The organism is Flavobacterium sp. PLA-DH12, assembly GCF_059511845.1.
The window spans coordinates 130,851-145,886 of the sequence record NZ_JCAMPD010000012.1 but is presented as its reverse complement, the minus strand read 5'-3'; the positions used below and the strand labels follow the sequence as shown (position 1 = coordinate 145,886).

At 33.3% G+C, this 15,036-nt stretch carries 12 protein-coding genes and 2 tRNA genes; 5 read left to right on the top strand and 9 right to left on the bottom strand.

Going from position 1 to position 15,036, the window contains the following annotated elements:
* Positions 1-71: 71 nt before the first annotated feature.
* On the top strand, positions 72-1,493 hold the full coding sequence (locus AC5ZCW_RS20375; RefSeq protein ID WP_496121484.1) for an aldehyde dehydrogenase family protein: 1,422 nt from the start codon (positions 72-74) through the stop codon (positions 1,491-1,493).
* A 60-nt stretch (positions 1,494-1,553) separates the two neighbouring features.
* Entirely contained in the window at positions 1,554-2,360 is an 807-nt protein-coding gene (locus AC5ZCW_RS20370; RefSeq protein ID WP_343544263.1) for an AraC family transcriptional regulator, read from the top strand.
* A gap of 235 nt (positions 2,361-2,595) precedes the next feature.
* On the opposite strand, the gene AC5ZCW_RS20365 is transcribed toward AC5ZCW_RS20370, so the two are convergent.
* A tRNA-Gln gene (locus AC5ZCW_RS20365) sits at positions 2,596-2,666 on the bottom strand.
* Positions 2,667-2,775: 109 nt separating this feature from the next.
* Positions 2,776-2,846: transfer RNA gene (locus tag AC5ZCW_RS20360), tRNA-Gln, on the bottom strand.
* Positions 2,847-3,092: 246 nt separating this feature from the next.
* Between AC5ZCW_RS20360 and AC5ZCW_RS20355 the strand changes: the two genes are divergently transcribed.
* Together AC5ZCW_RS20355 and AC5ZCW_RS20350 are read left to right on the top strand one after the other, a co-directional pair.
* Positions 3,093-6,371, top strand: coding sequence for a glycosyltransferase family 117 protein (locus tag AC5ZCW_RS20355; protein ID WP_496121482.1), 3,279 nt, complete (start codon positions 3,093-3,095; stop codon positions 6,369-6,371).
* Positions 6,372-6,472: 101 nt separating this feature from the next.
* Complete coding sequence (locus AC5ZCW_RS20350; protein WP_111379249.1) at positions 6,473-7,114, top strand: polysaccharide deacetylase family protein; 642 nt, start codon at positions 6,473-6,475, stop codon at positions 7,112-7,114.
* A 23-nt stretch (positions 7,115-7,137) separates the two neighbouring features.
* Here the strand turns inward: AC5ZCW_RS20350 and AC5ZCW_RS20345 are convergent, their stop codons facing one another.
* From AC5ZCW_RS20345 to AC5ZCW_RS20315, 7 genes are all read right to left on the bottom strand, one after another.
* Positions 7,138-7,440 carry a thioredoxin family protein gene (locus tag AC5ZCW_RS20345; protein ID WP_008466807.1) on the bottom strand — a complete coding sequence of 101 codons (303 nt, stop codon included), beginning with the start codon at positions 7,438-7,440 and terminating at the stop codon, positions 7,138-7,140.
* 73 nt (positions 7,441-7,513) lie between these two features.
* On the bottom strand, positions 7,514-8,749 hold the full coding sequence (locus AC5ZCW_RS20340; protein WP_496121481.1) for a metallophosphoesterase: 1,236 nt from the start codon (positions 8,747-8,749) through the stop codon (positions 7,514-7,516).
* Between the two features lie 163 nt (positions 8,750-8,912).
* The gene (locus AC5ZCW_RS20335; protein WP_177210966.1) at positions 8,913-9,101 is read right to left on the bottom strand and encodes a hypothetical protein; all 189 of its coding nucleotides are present in this window, start codon (positions 9,099-9,101) and stop codon (positions 8,913-8,915) included.
* Between the two features lie 103 nt (positions 9,102-9,204).
* A complete protein-coding gene (locus AC5ZCW_RS20330; protein WP_343544266.1) occupies positions 9,205-10,533 on the bottom strand; it encodes a sensor histidine kinase in 1,329 nt (442 codons plus the stop codon).
* A 10-nt stretch (positions 10,534-10,543) separates the two neighbouring features.
* Positions 10,544-11,218, bottom strand: coding sequence for a response regulator transcription factor (locus AC5ZCW_RS20325; protein WP_496121479.1), 675 nt, complete (start codon positions 11,216-11,218; stop codon positions 10,544-10,546).
* Between the two features lie 189 nt (positions 11,219-11,407).
* Positions 11,408-11,587 (bottom strand): hypothetical protein, encoded by a 180-nt coding sequence (locus tag AC5ZCW_RS20320; RefSeq protein WP_343544267.1) that lies wholly within the window; start codon positions 11,585-11,587, stop codon positions 11,408-11,410.
* Between the two features lie 24 nt (positions 11,588-11,611).
* A complete protein-coding gene (locus AC5ZCW_RS20315; protein ID WP_281631131.1) occupies positions 11,612-11,827 on the bottom strand; it encodes a hypothetical protein in 216 nt (71 codons plus the stop codon).
* 322 nt (positions 11,828-12,149) lie between these two features.
* Between AC5ZCW_RS20315 and polA the strand changes: the two genes are divergently transcribed.
* Positions 12,150-14,990, top strand: a complete 2,841-nt coding sequence (polA, locus tag AC5ZCW_RS20310; protein WP_496121477.1) for a DNA polymerase I — start codon at positions 12,150-12,152, stop codon at positions 14,988-14,990.
* The last annotated feature ends 46 nt before the right edge of the window (positions 14,991-15,036 follow it).

Here is a 15,036-nt window from a genome sequence, read left to right as displayed (position 1 = left end):
CTCACAACAAAACCATAAGTACATTTAATACAGAACTTTGTCAAATAAAAATTCATTAAAAAAAGAACAAAATGAAAACAATAGACAAAATTTACATTAATGGAGAATTTGTTACTCCACAAGGAACAGAATATTTTGACCTTATCAGCCCCACAACAAACGAAAAATTAGGAAAGGCCCTTTTAGGCAACATAGAAGACACCCAAAAAGCAATCGAAGCAGCAAAAAACGCCTTCAAAACTTTCTCAAAAACAACAGTTTCAGAAAGAATTCAATACCTCAAAAACATTAAATCTTCTATCGAAAAAAGAAAAGACGATTTTATTAATGTAATGGTAGAGGAATACGGAGGCACATTTCAATTTGCAAGTATAAGCTACGACTACATGTTAAAAGGTTTTGACTCATCAATAAATCTCCTTAATTCATACGATTTTATTAAAACAATGGGAGAATCTGAAGTTCAAATGGCACCTATCGGCGTTGTGGGAATTATCATTCCATGGAACTCAAGCAATGGCTTTATCAGCAGCAAATTATCTACAGCAATTGTAGCAGGATGCACAACCGTAATTAAACCAAGCGAAATGAGCGCACAACAAACGCAATTAATTACTGAATGTCTTCATGAAGCAAATCTTCCGAAAGGCGTATTTAATATCGTAAATGGATTAGGCGAAGTTGTTGGTGCCGAAATAAGCAGAAATCCAGACATTGCTAAAATATCTTTCACAGGATCAACCAATGTTGGAAAAACAATTGCAAAAGAAGCTGTCAACACCATGAAAAGAGTCACTCTTGAACTTGGCGGAAAATCTCCAAACATTATTCTAGACGATGCCGATTTCTCAAAAGCCATTCCGCTTGCACTTGGAGCAGCATTTATGAATAGCGGACAGGCTTGTATTGCTGGAACTAGATTATTAATTCCAGAAGACAAATTAGACGAAGTAAAATCTCTTATAAAAGAAACAATCCCAAACTTCATTGTTGGCAATCCTAAAAATCCAAATACCGCAGTCGGACCAATGGTTAGCGAAAAACAGTTTAACCGCGTTCAAGACTATATTCAAATTGGAATCAACGAAGGTGCCGAAATACTAATTGGTGGATTAGGAAAACCAGAAGGACTAGAAAACGGAAATTTTGTTAAACCAACAGTCTTAATCAACGTAACGAATCAAATGCGAATTGCAAGAGAAGAAATATTTGGTCCTGTTTTATCCATCATCACTTATAAAACAGAAGAAGAAGCAGTTGAAATCGCCAATGACACTACTTACGGATTACAAGCATACGTAAGTTCATCAGATCTAAAAAGAGCTTACAACGTCGCCTCACAAATTAATGCTGGTCGTGTACAAGTTAATGGAATCGGTCACGATCCAATGGCTCCTTTTGGCGGATTTAAGCAATCAGGAATCGGACGTGAATTTGGAACACTTGGCCTAGATGCCTACTTAGAACCAAGAGCACTAATTCAGCCAAAATAACCCTCATCAATCTGGAAGTCTTTACATCTAAAGATTTCCAGATTTTAGTATTTTTACAATATGAGCACAAAACAATATACAAAGCCAAAAATACTCTACTCCTGCTATTACTCTCGCAGTCGAGAGGGCGAACATTTTATACCCGAACATGTTTTTAGCTATCAGATTTCTGGCGAAATGATTGTTATAGACAATCAAAATACTTTTCATTCAAAACCTGGAGACTTCCGTTTCAGCAGACGAAACCATTTAGCTAAGTTTACTAAAATTCCACCAGCAGGAGGAGAATTCAAAACGATTTCCCTTTTTCTCGATCAAGAAATTTTAAGAGAAATCAGCAAAGAATACAATTTAAAATCAGATAAAAAATCCGATTCAGAAGCTATGTTTTCATTAGCTCCTCACCCACTTTACAAATCTTTCATGGAATCGTTGATTTCTTACCTTGAAGTAGAACAAGAAAACAACGAGGCTTTATTCAATTTAAAAATTAAAGAAGCCATTCATCTTTTACTAAAAATAAATCCAGAACTAAAAGACCTATTATTTGATTTTAACGAGCCAGGAAAAATTGACCTAGAAGCCTTTATGAATAAAAACTTCCACTTTAATGTTCAAATGCAGCGGTTTGCTTATCTCACAGGAAGAAGTTTAGCCACATTTAAAAGAGATTTCGAAAAAGTATTTCAGCAAACGCCTGGAAAATGGCTTTTAAACAAAAGACTTCAAGAAGCTTATTATTTAATTAGCCAAGGAAATCCGCCATCTGAAGTATATATTGGAGTTGGCTTTGAAGATCTTTCACATTTTTCATTTTCATTTAAAAAGAAATTCGGAATCGTTCCTTCTTCTTTAAATCATAAATAGAACCTTCCACAATAGACCTCCCAGAATACATTTTTCGCAATAAATCTCCCGTGGTTAAAACCACGGACTATATTTAAAACAAAAGAAGGCTTTACAAATTATAACACTTTACGGATTTTACATACCCTAAAAACATCTTTGCGTACTTTGTGTATATCTTAGCGCACTTTGCGGTTAAAAAACAGCCAGAATTTAAAGCATAAAAAAAGCCTCTCATTTCTGAGAGGCTTTTCTGTTGGTCTACTAGGACTCGAACCTAGAAAGACGGCACCAAAAACCGTAGTGTTACCATTACACCATAGACCAGCAGTGCGGTTAAGCGGGTGCAAAATTAAAACTTTATTTAATTTATGCAAATTTTAAACGAAACTTTTTTAAATAAAAAAAAGTCTCTCATTTCTGAGAGACTTTTCTGTTGGTCTACTAGGACTCGAACCTAGAAAGACGGCACCAAAAACCGTAGTGTTACCATTACACCATAGACCAGCAGTGCAGTTAAGCGAGTGCAAATTTAAGTCTTTATTTAGTTTGTGCAAACTTTTTGAACAAAAAAAATCATTTTTTTTGATTTTTTTCACATTAAAAAACGCTTCAACTTCAAAAACACCTCACTGCCAAGATATTACTTTACACTTATAGAATTATAGAATTTTTTGTTAATGCTCGTTTCTTTAAGCAAAAAAACATTTTCTTTGTAGGATAGAAAAACATTCAAATTTTTAACACCTAAATATGGCACAATTCAATTTCAATAAATGGAATACAATTATTGGTTGGTTTGCATTTGCAATCGCTTTAATAACTTATACATTAACAGTAGAACCTACAATGAGCTTTTGGGATTGCGGAGAATATATTGCTACCGCAGCTAAACTCGAAGTAGGTCACCCGCCGGGAGCTCCGCTTTTCCAGATGATGGGTGCATTTTTTGCCATGTTTGCAATAGATGCTCAGCATGTGGCTCTAATGGTTAACATGATGTCTGTTTTCTCTAGTGCATTTACCATATTATTTATGTTCTGGTCATCGTCTATGATCTTGAAAAAGATTGTAACTCGTTTTGCTGAGATTGACCAAAACAATTCGATTGTTATTTTAGGAAGTTCTTTTGTAGGCGCCTTAGCATATACATTTTCAGATAGTTTTTGGTTTAATGCTGTAGAAGCCGAAGTTTATGCAATGGCTTCTTTATTAATTGCATTGCTTTTCTGGCTTGGTTTACGCTGGGAGCAAGACATGGACAAACCAAAAGGAAACAAATGGCTTTTAATTATTTCGTTGGTTGTCGGTCTTTCATTTGGAGTTCACTTTATGGCTCTTTTAACTATTCCATCTATTGGATTCTTATACTATTTCAAACACTACGAAAAAGTTACGATCAAAAACTTTCTAATTGCCAATGTAGTCGTTATTGGAATCTTGTTATTTATTTTTAAATTACTTCTTCCATTGACTATGGCATTTTTCGGAAAAACCGAAATTTTCATGGTAAACAGCATGGGACTTCCATTTAATTCAGGAACTATTTTTGTAGCATTATTATTTATTGCTTTCTTCTATTTTGGATTAAAATATACAAGACAAAAAGGCTTAATATTCTACAACACTATTATATTGTGTATTTTATTCATCCTAATTGGTTTCTCAACTTGGTTAATGCTACCTGTTCGTGCAAACGCTAACACAGTTATTAACGAAAACAAACCATCTGATGCTACTGAGGTTTTAGCTTATTATAATCGTGAGCAATATGGAGTAAATCCTTTGTTTTATGGCCCTCAATACACTGAACTTTTCGCTGGTCTTGATGCTAAAACACCTTATTTAGACAAAAAACCAAACTACGAAAGAGATTATAAAACAGGTAAATACATTATTACCAATAATTATAAAAATGCAGAACAAAATTCTGATGACAATCAGAAAGCAATTCTGCCAAGAATGTGGAGCACAGAAACAGGTCACATTCAAAACTATATCAACTTTACAAATCCTCCGAAATTCAGAATCGATCCAAATCATAATTATGATGAAGATTTGGCAAAATACGGAATCGATGCTAGCCAATTAAGCGAAGATGAGTACAACAAAGCTACTGCTCAATTGCGTAATGAGGTTGAAAAAACAGTTTCTGAGTTTAGAAAAGCTTACGCTCAAAAACAAATTGATAACGAAGGTTACGTAAAATTCTTAAGAAGCTACGGCGAATATTTACTTATCGAAAAACCATCTACAGCAGACAACTTCAGTTTTATGTTTGAGTATCAATTTGGATACATGTATTGGAGGTATTTAATGTGGAATTTCGTTGGACGCCAAAATGATCAGCAAGGTAAATATGATAATTTGGATGGAAACTGGATCAGCGGAATCAAAGCTTTAGACTCTGTTCATTTAGGTTCTCAAGACAATCTGCCAACAGATGTTTTAAACAACAAAGGACGTAATGCTTATTATTTTCTTCCTTTTATCTTAGGTTTAATTGGTATCATGTACCATGCGAACAAAGATTTAAAGAGCTTCTATGTTCTTTTGGCTTTGTTTTTATTCACAGGAATTGCACTAAAAATATATTTAAATGAAAGACCTTTTGAGCCTCGAGAAAGAGATTATGCTCTTGTAGGTTCCTTCTATGTCTTTGCCATCTGGATCGGATTTGGTGTTTATTCGCTTTATGAAAGCTTATACAAATATCTGGCTCCAAAAATTGCTGGACCAGTAGTTATTGCTGGAAGTTTATTGGCTGCACCAATTTTGATGGCTTCTCAAAACTGGGATGATCACGATAGATCTGGAAGATATACAGCAGTTGCAATGGCAAAAGCATATTTAAGTTCTTGCGATAAAGATGCTATTTTATTCACGATTGGAGATAACGACACTTTCCCTCTTTGGTATGCTCAAGAAATCGAGCATTTTAGAACAGATGTTAAGATTGTAAATACGAGTTTATTTATGACAGACTGGTACATTGATCAAATGAAAGCGAAGTCTTACGAATCAAATCCGTTGCCAATTTCTTTCGTACATAGTCAATATGTCGGGGATAATTTAGATTACACGGCGTACATTCAGAAAATTGATACACGTTGGAACATTAAAGATTTTATCGATTTCATTAAAAACCCTAAATCGACTGTTGGTTTACAAAATGGGCAAACCATTCATTTCTATCCAACGAACAAGATTAGAGTAAATGTGGATAAAAACACTATTATTCAGAATAAAGTAGTTAATCCTAAATATTACGATTCTATTGTTCCTTACTTAGATATTGACATCAAAGGAAGCGCATTATACAAAAACCGTTTAATGATGCTTGATATTTTAGCAAATAACAACTGGAAGAGACCAATTTACTTTAGCGGTGGTGCTTTTGATGATGAAGATTATTTATGGTTAAAAGATTATCTGCAATTGGACGGAATGGTTTATAAATTAGTTCCAGTAAAAAATACTCCTTCTAAAGATGGCGGACCATTAGATATGGGACAAATTGATGCAGATAAAATGTACGATATTTTAATGAAATGGGATTGGGGAAATAGCAATGGAAATATTTATCATGATCCTGAAACTAGAAGAAACAGTATTACTTACCGTACTAATCTTTCTAGATTAATGAATCAGCTTATTGAAGAAGGCAAAATTGACAAGGCTAAAAACGTAATCAATTTAGCAATGACCAAAATGCCTTTGGACAAATATGGGTATTATTCATTAGTTGAAGCTTTTGCTGATGGCTATTACAAAGTTGGAGAGAAAGCCAAAGCGCAAGATCTTTTAAATAAACTAGTTCAGAAATACAAAGAGAATCTAAACTATTACAGCACATTGACTCCTTCTGACCAAACTGATTTAGCTGTAGATATTATTACAGATATTGAGCGTTACAGAAGCTTGCTACATGTAATGGATGATAATAAAGACACTGCTTTTTACAACCAACACAAAACTACATTTAACACTTACGTAAATGTTTTTGAGCGTTTTGGACGTGAAAAAGAATAAATAATATACGAAAATCTTACTTATTAAAAAAATGCAGCGCTGTTTGATAAATAGCGCTGCATTTTTTAATTTTATACGTACTAATACAATTTTAATTCAAAATGAGCTTCTATTGGGTAAAAACTAACGCATTTATTAAAAAGGTGTTTTCTAAATATTGCTGGGACATTCCTAACAATGAAAAGAAAATATACCTCACTTTTGATGATGGCCCAACTCCAGAAATTACAGACTGGGTTTTATCTGAATTAAAAAAATTTGATGCAAAAGCTACTTTTTTCTGCATCGGAAAAAATATTAAAGCGAATCTGGCTTTATTTGAAAAGTTAATTACTGACGGACATTCAATTGGCAACCACACCATGAATCATGTGAATGGATGGAAAATCCACACAAATGATTATATTGAAAATGTAAAAAACTGTGCTGCTGTTTTAGATGAACAAGAAAAAGCTCCTCATCGCTTATTATTCCGTCCTCCTTATGGAAAAATCAAAAAAGCACAATCTAAAATTCTTAGAAGTTTAGGCTACAAAATAGTTATGTGGGATGTTTTAAGCGCAGATTTTGATCAAAGCATTACTCCAGAAAAATGCCTTGAAAATGTAACCAAAAATGTAAAATCTGGCAGCGTAATTGTTTTTCATGACAGTATTAAAGCTTCTCCAAATCTAAGATTTGCTTTGCCTCGAACACTTCATTTTTTAAAAGAAAATGGATATAAGTTTGACATTATTCACTAAATAACATCAAAAAGAGAAGTTATTTAGACGTTAAATTGTTCCTGAACAATTCCAATTATAGTATTGGCATCAAGTTCTCCAGATTGCCTCCAGATCATTTGCCCTTCTTTGTAAATCATTAAAGTTGGAAGCCCTTTAATACGAAGTGCTTCTGCTAGTTCCTGATTTTTATCTACATCAATTTTGATTACTTTGGCCTTATCGCCAAGCGCAGCGGCTACGTCCTTAATAACAGGATGCATAGAAACTGAAGATTCATTCCAATCTGTGTAAAAATCAATTAACACTGGAACTTGAGCATTTATTAGTTCTCCAAATTTTGACATAAAACCAAAAAATTAAGTTTTTTAAATCTCTTAAAAGAAATAAATATTATACAAATGTAGCATTTTTAACGAATTAACCGACATTACGGCCTTTTTTTAGTTCAATTACTGTTATTTCAGGCATAATTCCAACTCGTCCTGGATAGGCATGAAAACCAAATCCACGGTTAACATAAACGTATCTTCCGACGTTTTCGTACAATCCCGCCCATTGTTTATAAATGTATTGCGCTAGACTCCATTTAAAATAGCCTGGAATCTCAATTCCAAATTGCATACCGTGCGTGTGGCCTGCGAAAGTCAGATGAAAGTTCTTTGGGTGATCTTTAATTTCGGCATCCCAATGGCTTGGATCATGGCTCATTAAAACTTTAAAATCGTCCTGATCCACATCTTTTGAAGCTTTATTCAAATCACCTGCTTTCTTAAAATTCACTCCCCAATTCTCTACTCCAATCAAAGCGATTTTATCATCACCTTTTTGAATATAAGTATGTTCGTTCAGCATTAATTTAAAACCAATTTGGCCATACAAATTTTTAATTGCCCTAAAATTTTCGTCTTTTTCTTTTTCAGAAGGCCAAGTCACATATTCGCCGTAATCGTGATTTCCTAAAACCGCAAATTTTCCATATTTATAATCTTTAATACGGCTAAAAGTTTCCAGCCAAGGATGCATTTCTTTAGCATGCGTATTTACAATATCTCCCGTAAACAAAATCAAATCTGCTTCTTGTTCATTGATCAAATCAATGGCATAATTTATTTTCTCCGGATTATCAAAACTTCCGCTGTGAACATCAGAAATCTGTGTAATTTTAAAACCATCAAAAGCATCTGGAAGATCAGGAAAAAATACAGTTTGTTTGATTACTTTGAAATTATACTTCCCTTCAAAAATTCCGTAAATAATAGAAAGGAACGGAATTGCAGCCAACCCTAAAGCGATCTGGCTAACAAACTTTCGCCTGTCAGGCATCATTTCTTTTCGAGGAGTATTATAAACAAAATAATTTAAGATGCTTGCTCCTATCCTAAAAATATCCTCACCAAACATTATTAATGTAAGCAAAATTTTAGGCACATATACCGTTAGCATCAAACCTGTGGTAAACATAAATTGCCTAGTCTGACCAACAGAGCGATCAACTTGTGAAAAAGAATAGATAATAAAGACTAAGACCAGTAAACTTATAACTTGATAGCTTATCAAAACCCAGCGTGTTTTGATTAAAGTTCGAAAAGCCTGATATGAATAGAACTCAATAAATAATAAAAGAGCGCATAGAATTATAAAACGAAAGATCATTTAATATATAGTTTTAAACAAAGTAACAAAGAATGAAAATTCTATTTCTTTTTATTATAAAAAATTTAACGCTGTAAAACATAAAAAAGCCGAAAGATGTCTCTTCCAGCTTTAACCTACCAACCTTTAAAACTATTTAATCTTAAGACTTAAAAATCTTATATTATTTTGCTTTTGGAGTTTCTGTTTTTGCAGCTTCTGCTTTTTTCTCTCCTTTAGCTTTTTTGTTTGCTTTTTTATCTTGTTTTTCAGTTTTCACCTCTTTTGTTTTTGCTGGTGCTGGAGTTGTTTGTGCACTTGCCATTGCAACTGTTCCTAAAACTGCTACTGCTAAAATTGCTAATTTTTTCATGACTTTAAATTTTTTGATTGTTATTTTCATTATTTATAAGTCAAAGGTATAACCACAAAATGAAGACAAAATGAAGAATAAGTCTTATAGAGAATTTTAACTTTTAATTGTGTTTTTGAAACCATAATTTAAAAGAAGTACCTTGCTCCAATTGAGATTCTACAGTAACTTCTATATGATGAAAAGAAGCAATACTCTTAGCAATTGCAAGACCTAAGCCCTGCCCTTCCTGATCATAACTTATTCTGGTAAAACGGCTGAATATTTTTTCTAGTTGCGATTCATCCATTCCAATGCCAGAATCTTTTACCAAAATAAAATAATGATTATCATCATAACCGTCTTCAATGACAATCTTTCCTTGTGGTTTATTATATTTTATGGCATTGGTTACTAAATTATAAATCAGAATATGAATTAAAGTTTTGTTTCCAATGAAAACAAAAGCGTTTTGCATCCTATTTTGAAACTGAATTTCTTTATCATCGATACGATCTTGAAGGTCTTCCTGTAAATCAGAAACGATTTCGCGAAGATTAATCTCTTCATTCAACTCATATTGATTATTATCTATTCTGGAAATCAGCAATAAATTATTGATAATTTTTTTCAGCATATCCAGCGTCTTTAGAGATCCCGCAATTTTATCAACCGCATTATCATCTAAAGATTCATTCTGTAGCAAGTTTTCAAGTTTATTTTTAAGCAATGCGATCGGAGTTAAAAGCTCGTGCGAAACATTCGAAATAAACTGCTTTTCTTTTTTAAAAACTTCGGCAATACGATCCATCATTTGATTCAAAACAAAATCCAATTCCCTAAAGTCTCTTGAAGCCGCTTTTATCGGAGTATGATCAAACATTTCAGGTTCGTTTACACGCCTAATCTTCGTATCAATAATTTTATAAAATGGCTTTAAAAGATATTCAATGTAAAAAGTATCAGCCAAAAAAGTAATAAATAGAATGATAACAAAAACAATGATAATAAAAAGCTTTATTACAAAAGTTAAATCGTTTACCTCGCTTAAACTGCTTCCTATTTCAAGCTGATAATCTTGTCCTTCGTAAGTAAAATGATGTTGTAATATTCTGTATTCGCTTTCTTCATTTTCAATCTTGCGATATTCATTGGTAAAAGTTGTTTTCTTCTGATGCTGTTTTATTGGCATTCTGGAAAGCACTAAAAACTCGCTATGAAGTGTCGAAAATTCAGAAAAGGTCTCTGTCGTATCATCTGGATTCTCTATAAAATCATTGATTTCCTCTTGATTAAGATGCTCAATAAACTTTTTCTTTTTCTCCAGCAGACTATTATTAATATGATGATACACCACATTTTCTACCAAAATAGGAAGCATCAGCCATAAAATCAAAATGACCAGCAGTCTGGTCATGGCATTAAAAATGGCTAATTGATGTTTTATTTTCACAAGAATAATTTTATTCGTTTATACGATAACCCACATTACGAACGGTCTCAAACCAATCTATAGTCGTATGTTTATCTAATTTCTTTCTCAGATTTCGAACATGAACATCTATAAAATTAGAATCTGAATTCACTTCCAGAATATCGCCCCAAATATGTTCGGTCAATTGTAACCTTGTAATCACTCGATTTTTATTGAGAACTAGATACTGAAAAATATCAAACTCTTTTTTGGTAAGACTTAACGGAGTTTCATTAAAGCTCACTTTATAATCCTGAAGCTGCAGCAGAAAACCATGAATGCTTAAATTGTTTAAAGTAAAACCATGAATCCTACGAATTACAGCAAACAGCCTTGCTGCCAATTCTGTCAAAGCAAAAGGTTTTGTCAAATAATCGTCGGCTCCAAGATGAAGTCCGTTAATCCTGTCACCCAATTCTCCACGCGCTGTAAGTACAATTACAGCAATCTTTGATTTTGTTTTTCGAATCGTCTGCAAAACTTCAAAACCGTCTCCATCAGGCAAACCTAAATCCAATAGCATGGCATCGTAATCATTGCTTCCAAATTCTTCCAAAGCTTCAGCACAGTTATTTGCAATTTTACAGATATAACCAGCATTGCACAAAAAATCGTAAACTTCTACAGCAAGTTCTTTATTATCTTCAACAATTAAAATATTCATACACATGGCATTTAAGCATTACTAAAATTAATCAATTCTCAAAAGTTCAACTACACATTATTAAAAAATTAACTAATGAAAAAAGCTGATAAATTTCTTCATCAGCTTCTTCAATCGCATTCTCATAATCATTATTCCTGTTTTGCCTTCGTTCATTACAATGCTTCGAAAACAAAACGAGAGCAATTCTTATTTTGCAGGCGTTACTTCTTCTTTTGGAGCTTCAGCTTTTGCTTTTTTATTTCCCTTGTGATGATGTTTTGTAGCTTTTACCTCTTTCGTTGGTGCTGCTTGAGCTGGAGTTGTTTGAGCGCTTACCATTACACTCGTTCCTAAAACTGCTGCCAATACAATAAATAAATTTTTCATGATTTCTATTTTTTTAATTATTTGTTATTTTTTCATTTTTGCAGTTTCTGGTTTAGCTGCCTCTGTTTTTGGCGCTTCACTTTTCACTGATTTTGTTTTTTGATCTGATTTGCTTTTTTTAGGATGTTTTGTTGCTTTTACTTCTTTCGCCGGAGCTTCTTTTCCATCTTTTGCAGGAAATGCGTGAACCATTGCACTTGTTCCTAAAACTGCTACTAGTAACATTAATAAATTTCTCATGATTTCTAAGATTTAAGAATTAATAACCTTTTATTTTACAGATCAAAATTACTTTCGCAACATGAAGAGAAAATGAAGAAATCACTGAATAAAAAAATTTAACTTGATATTAACGCTGGGACCTTTTTTTATTCCAAGAGCCATATAAGGTCAATTAAATAATCGTTTTTCAGCTTTATTCAAGTCACCGAGGAGACGCACTGCGGTGCGTCTCTACTAAAATAGACTTATAATACTTATATGGTGAAACAAAATTAATTTTCAAGAACTGAATCGTTTTTTAAAACCCAATTGTTTATTTTTACAGACTAATATTTTTAATATGTCAACTCAAAAACGCCTTTTTCTTCTAGATGCTTATGCACTAATTTTTCGTGGTTATTATGCTTTTATCAAAAACCCGAGAATCAACTCAAAAGGAATGGATACATCTGCAATTATGGGTTTTATGAACTCACTTTTGGATGTTATTAAAAGAGAAAAACCAGATCACTTGGCTGTTGCCTTTGATAAAGGCGGAAGTCATGTAAGAACTGAAATGTTTGTTGATTACAAAGCCAATCGAGATGCAACTCCAGAAGCAATTAAAATTGCTGTTCCATATATTCAGGAATTATTAAAAGCCATGCACATTCCAATTATTGAACTTGAAGGTTGTGAAGCCGATGATTTAATTGGAACAATTGCGAAACAGGCAGAAAAACAAAACTACAAAGTCTACATGGTGACTCCAGATAAGGATTTTGCCCAGTTAGTTTCTGAAAACATTTTTATGTATAAACCTGCCCGTATGGGTAATGGAATCGAAATTTGGGGAGTTCCTGAAGTTTTGGCAAAATTTGAAATTGAAAGGCCTGAACAGGTAATCGATTTTCTTGGAATGATGGGTGATGCAATTGATAACATTCCAGGATTACCAGGCGTTGGAGAAGTGACCGCTAAAAAGTTCCTAAAAGAATTTGGAACAATGGAAAACCTTTTAGAAAATACGCATTTACTAAAAGGTAAAATGAAAGAAAATATTGAAGCGAATAAAGAAAAAGGTATTCTTTCTAAAAAACTGGCCGCAATTATCACAGATTGTAATGTAACTTTTAATGAAGATGATTACGAACTTTCTCGCCCAGATATCGAAAAAACAGATGCTATTTTTCAAGAATTAGAGTTTAGAAGAATGGCAGAGCAATTTGACAATTTGTTTAAAACTGATGGCGCTCAAACTGCTGCTCCAGCTCCTGATGCCAAATTGTATAAAAAAGCACAACCTAAAAACGAAGACCAATTTGATCTTTTTGGAGGTGGAAATACGAATGGAGAAAATGCTGAAATCGAAAGAACTTCGTTTTATAACACTTTAGAAAACACAGAGCATTTTTACCAAACCATTCAAGGCGATTTAGGCATTAAAATGCTTTTACAGAATTTACAAAAACAGACTTCAGTTTGTTTTGATACTGAAACCACAGGAATCGATGCTTTACATGCAGAATTGGTTGGAATGTCTTTCTCTTACGAAAAAGGAAAAGCATTTTATGTTCCGTTTCCAGAAAGTCAGGAAGAAGCAAAAGCTTTAGTAGACAAATTTGTTCCGTTTTTTGAAAATGAAAACATTGAGAAAATCGGACAGAATTTAAAATACGATTTAAAAATCCTCTCTAATTATGGTGTTACTGTAAAAGGAAAACTTTTTGATACCATGATTGCGCATTATTTGATTAATCCAGATATGCGTCATAATATGGATATTTTAGCAGAAACGTATTTGAAATATTCTCCAAAATCTATTGAAACTTTAATTGGTAAAAAAGGGAAAAATCAGCTTAACATGCGTGATGTTCCTTTAGAAGACATTAAAGAATATGCTGCAGAAGATGCCGATATTACATTACAATTAAAAGAAATCTTTACAACAGAATTAGATAAAACAGAAACTAAAAAATTATTTGACGAAATCGAAATTCCATTAGTAAGCGTATTGGCCGATATGGAAACGGAAGGAATTCGTTTGGATGTAGATTTCTTAAAAGCAATGTCTTCTGAAATGGAAGTTGAAATCAAAGCTTTAGAAGAAAAAATATATGAAACCGCTGGTGAAAAATTCAACTTGGCTTCTCCAAAACAATTAGGAGATATTTTGTTTGACAAACTAAAAATTGGCGGCGCTAAGCAAAAGAAAACCAAAACGGGACAGTATGCAACTGGCGAAGAAGTTTTGACTTATTTGGCCAATGACAACCCAATTGTAAAACAAATTTTGGATTGGCGTCAAATGGTAAAATTACAGAGTACATACATTCTAGCTTTACCAGAACAGGTAGACAAAAAAACTTTACGCGTTCATACCGATTATATGCAGACGGTTGCCGCAACCGGACGTTTAAGTTCTAACAATCCGAACTTGCAGAACATCCCGATTCGTACCGAAAGAGGGCGCCAGATTCGTAAAGCTTTTGTTGCTCGAGATGAAAACCATACTTTAATCTCTGCCGATTACTCGCAGATCGAATTGAGAATTATTGCTGCTTTGAGTGGTGAAGAAAATATGATTGCAGCTTTCCAAAACGGAGAAGACATTCACAGAGCTACCGCTGCAAAAGTTTTTGATGTTGCCTTAGAAGAGGTTTCTCGCGAACAAAGAAGCAACGCTAAAACAGTAAACTTCGGAATTATTTATGGTGTTTCTGCTTTTGGTTTGAGTAATCAAACTTCGCTATCAAGAAGTGAAAGTGCCGCATTGATTGATGCTTATTATAAAACATATCCTCGTCTTAAATCTTATATCTCAGAACAAGTCGAATTTGCACGTGAAAAAGGTTATGTACAAACCATTTTAGGTCGTCGCCGTTATTTAAAAGATATTAATTCTGCCAACGCCGTTGTAAGAAGCGCTGCAGAACGAAATGCTGTAAATGCACCAATTCAAGGAAGCGCAGCCGATGTGATTAAAATTGCAATGATTAATATTCACAAAAAACTTCGTGACGAAAACTGGAAATCAAAAATGTTGCTACAAGTACATGATGAGCTTGTGTTCGATGTTCACAACGATGAACTCGAAAAAATCCAGCCTATGATTAAACACGAAATGGAAAATGCTTTCAAATTGTCAGTTCCTTTAGAAGTTGAACTCGGAATGGGTAAAGATTGGTTAGAAGCGCACTAAAAAATTATTCTTCATACTTAAAAAAACCGTTCAAAATTGAACGGTT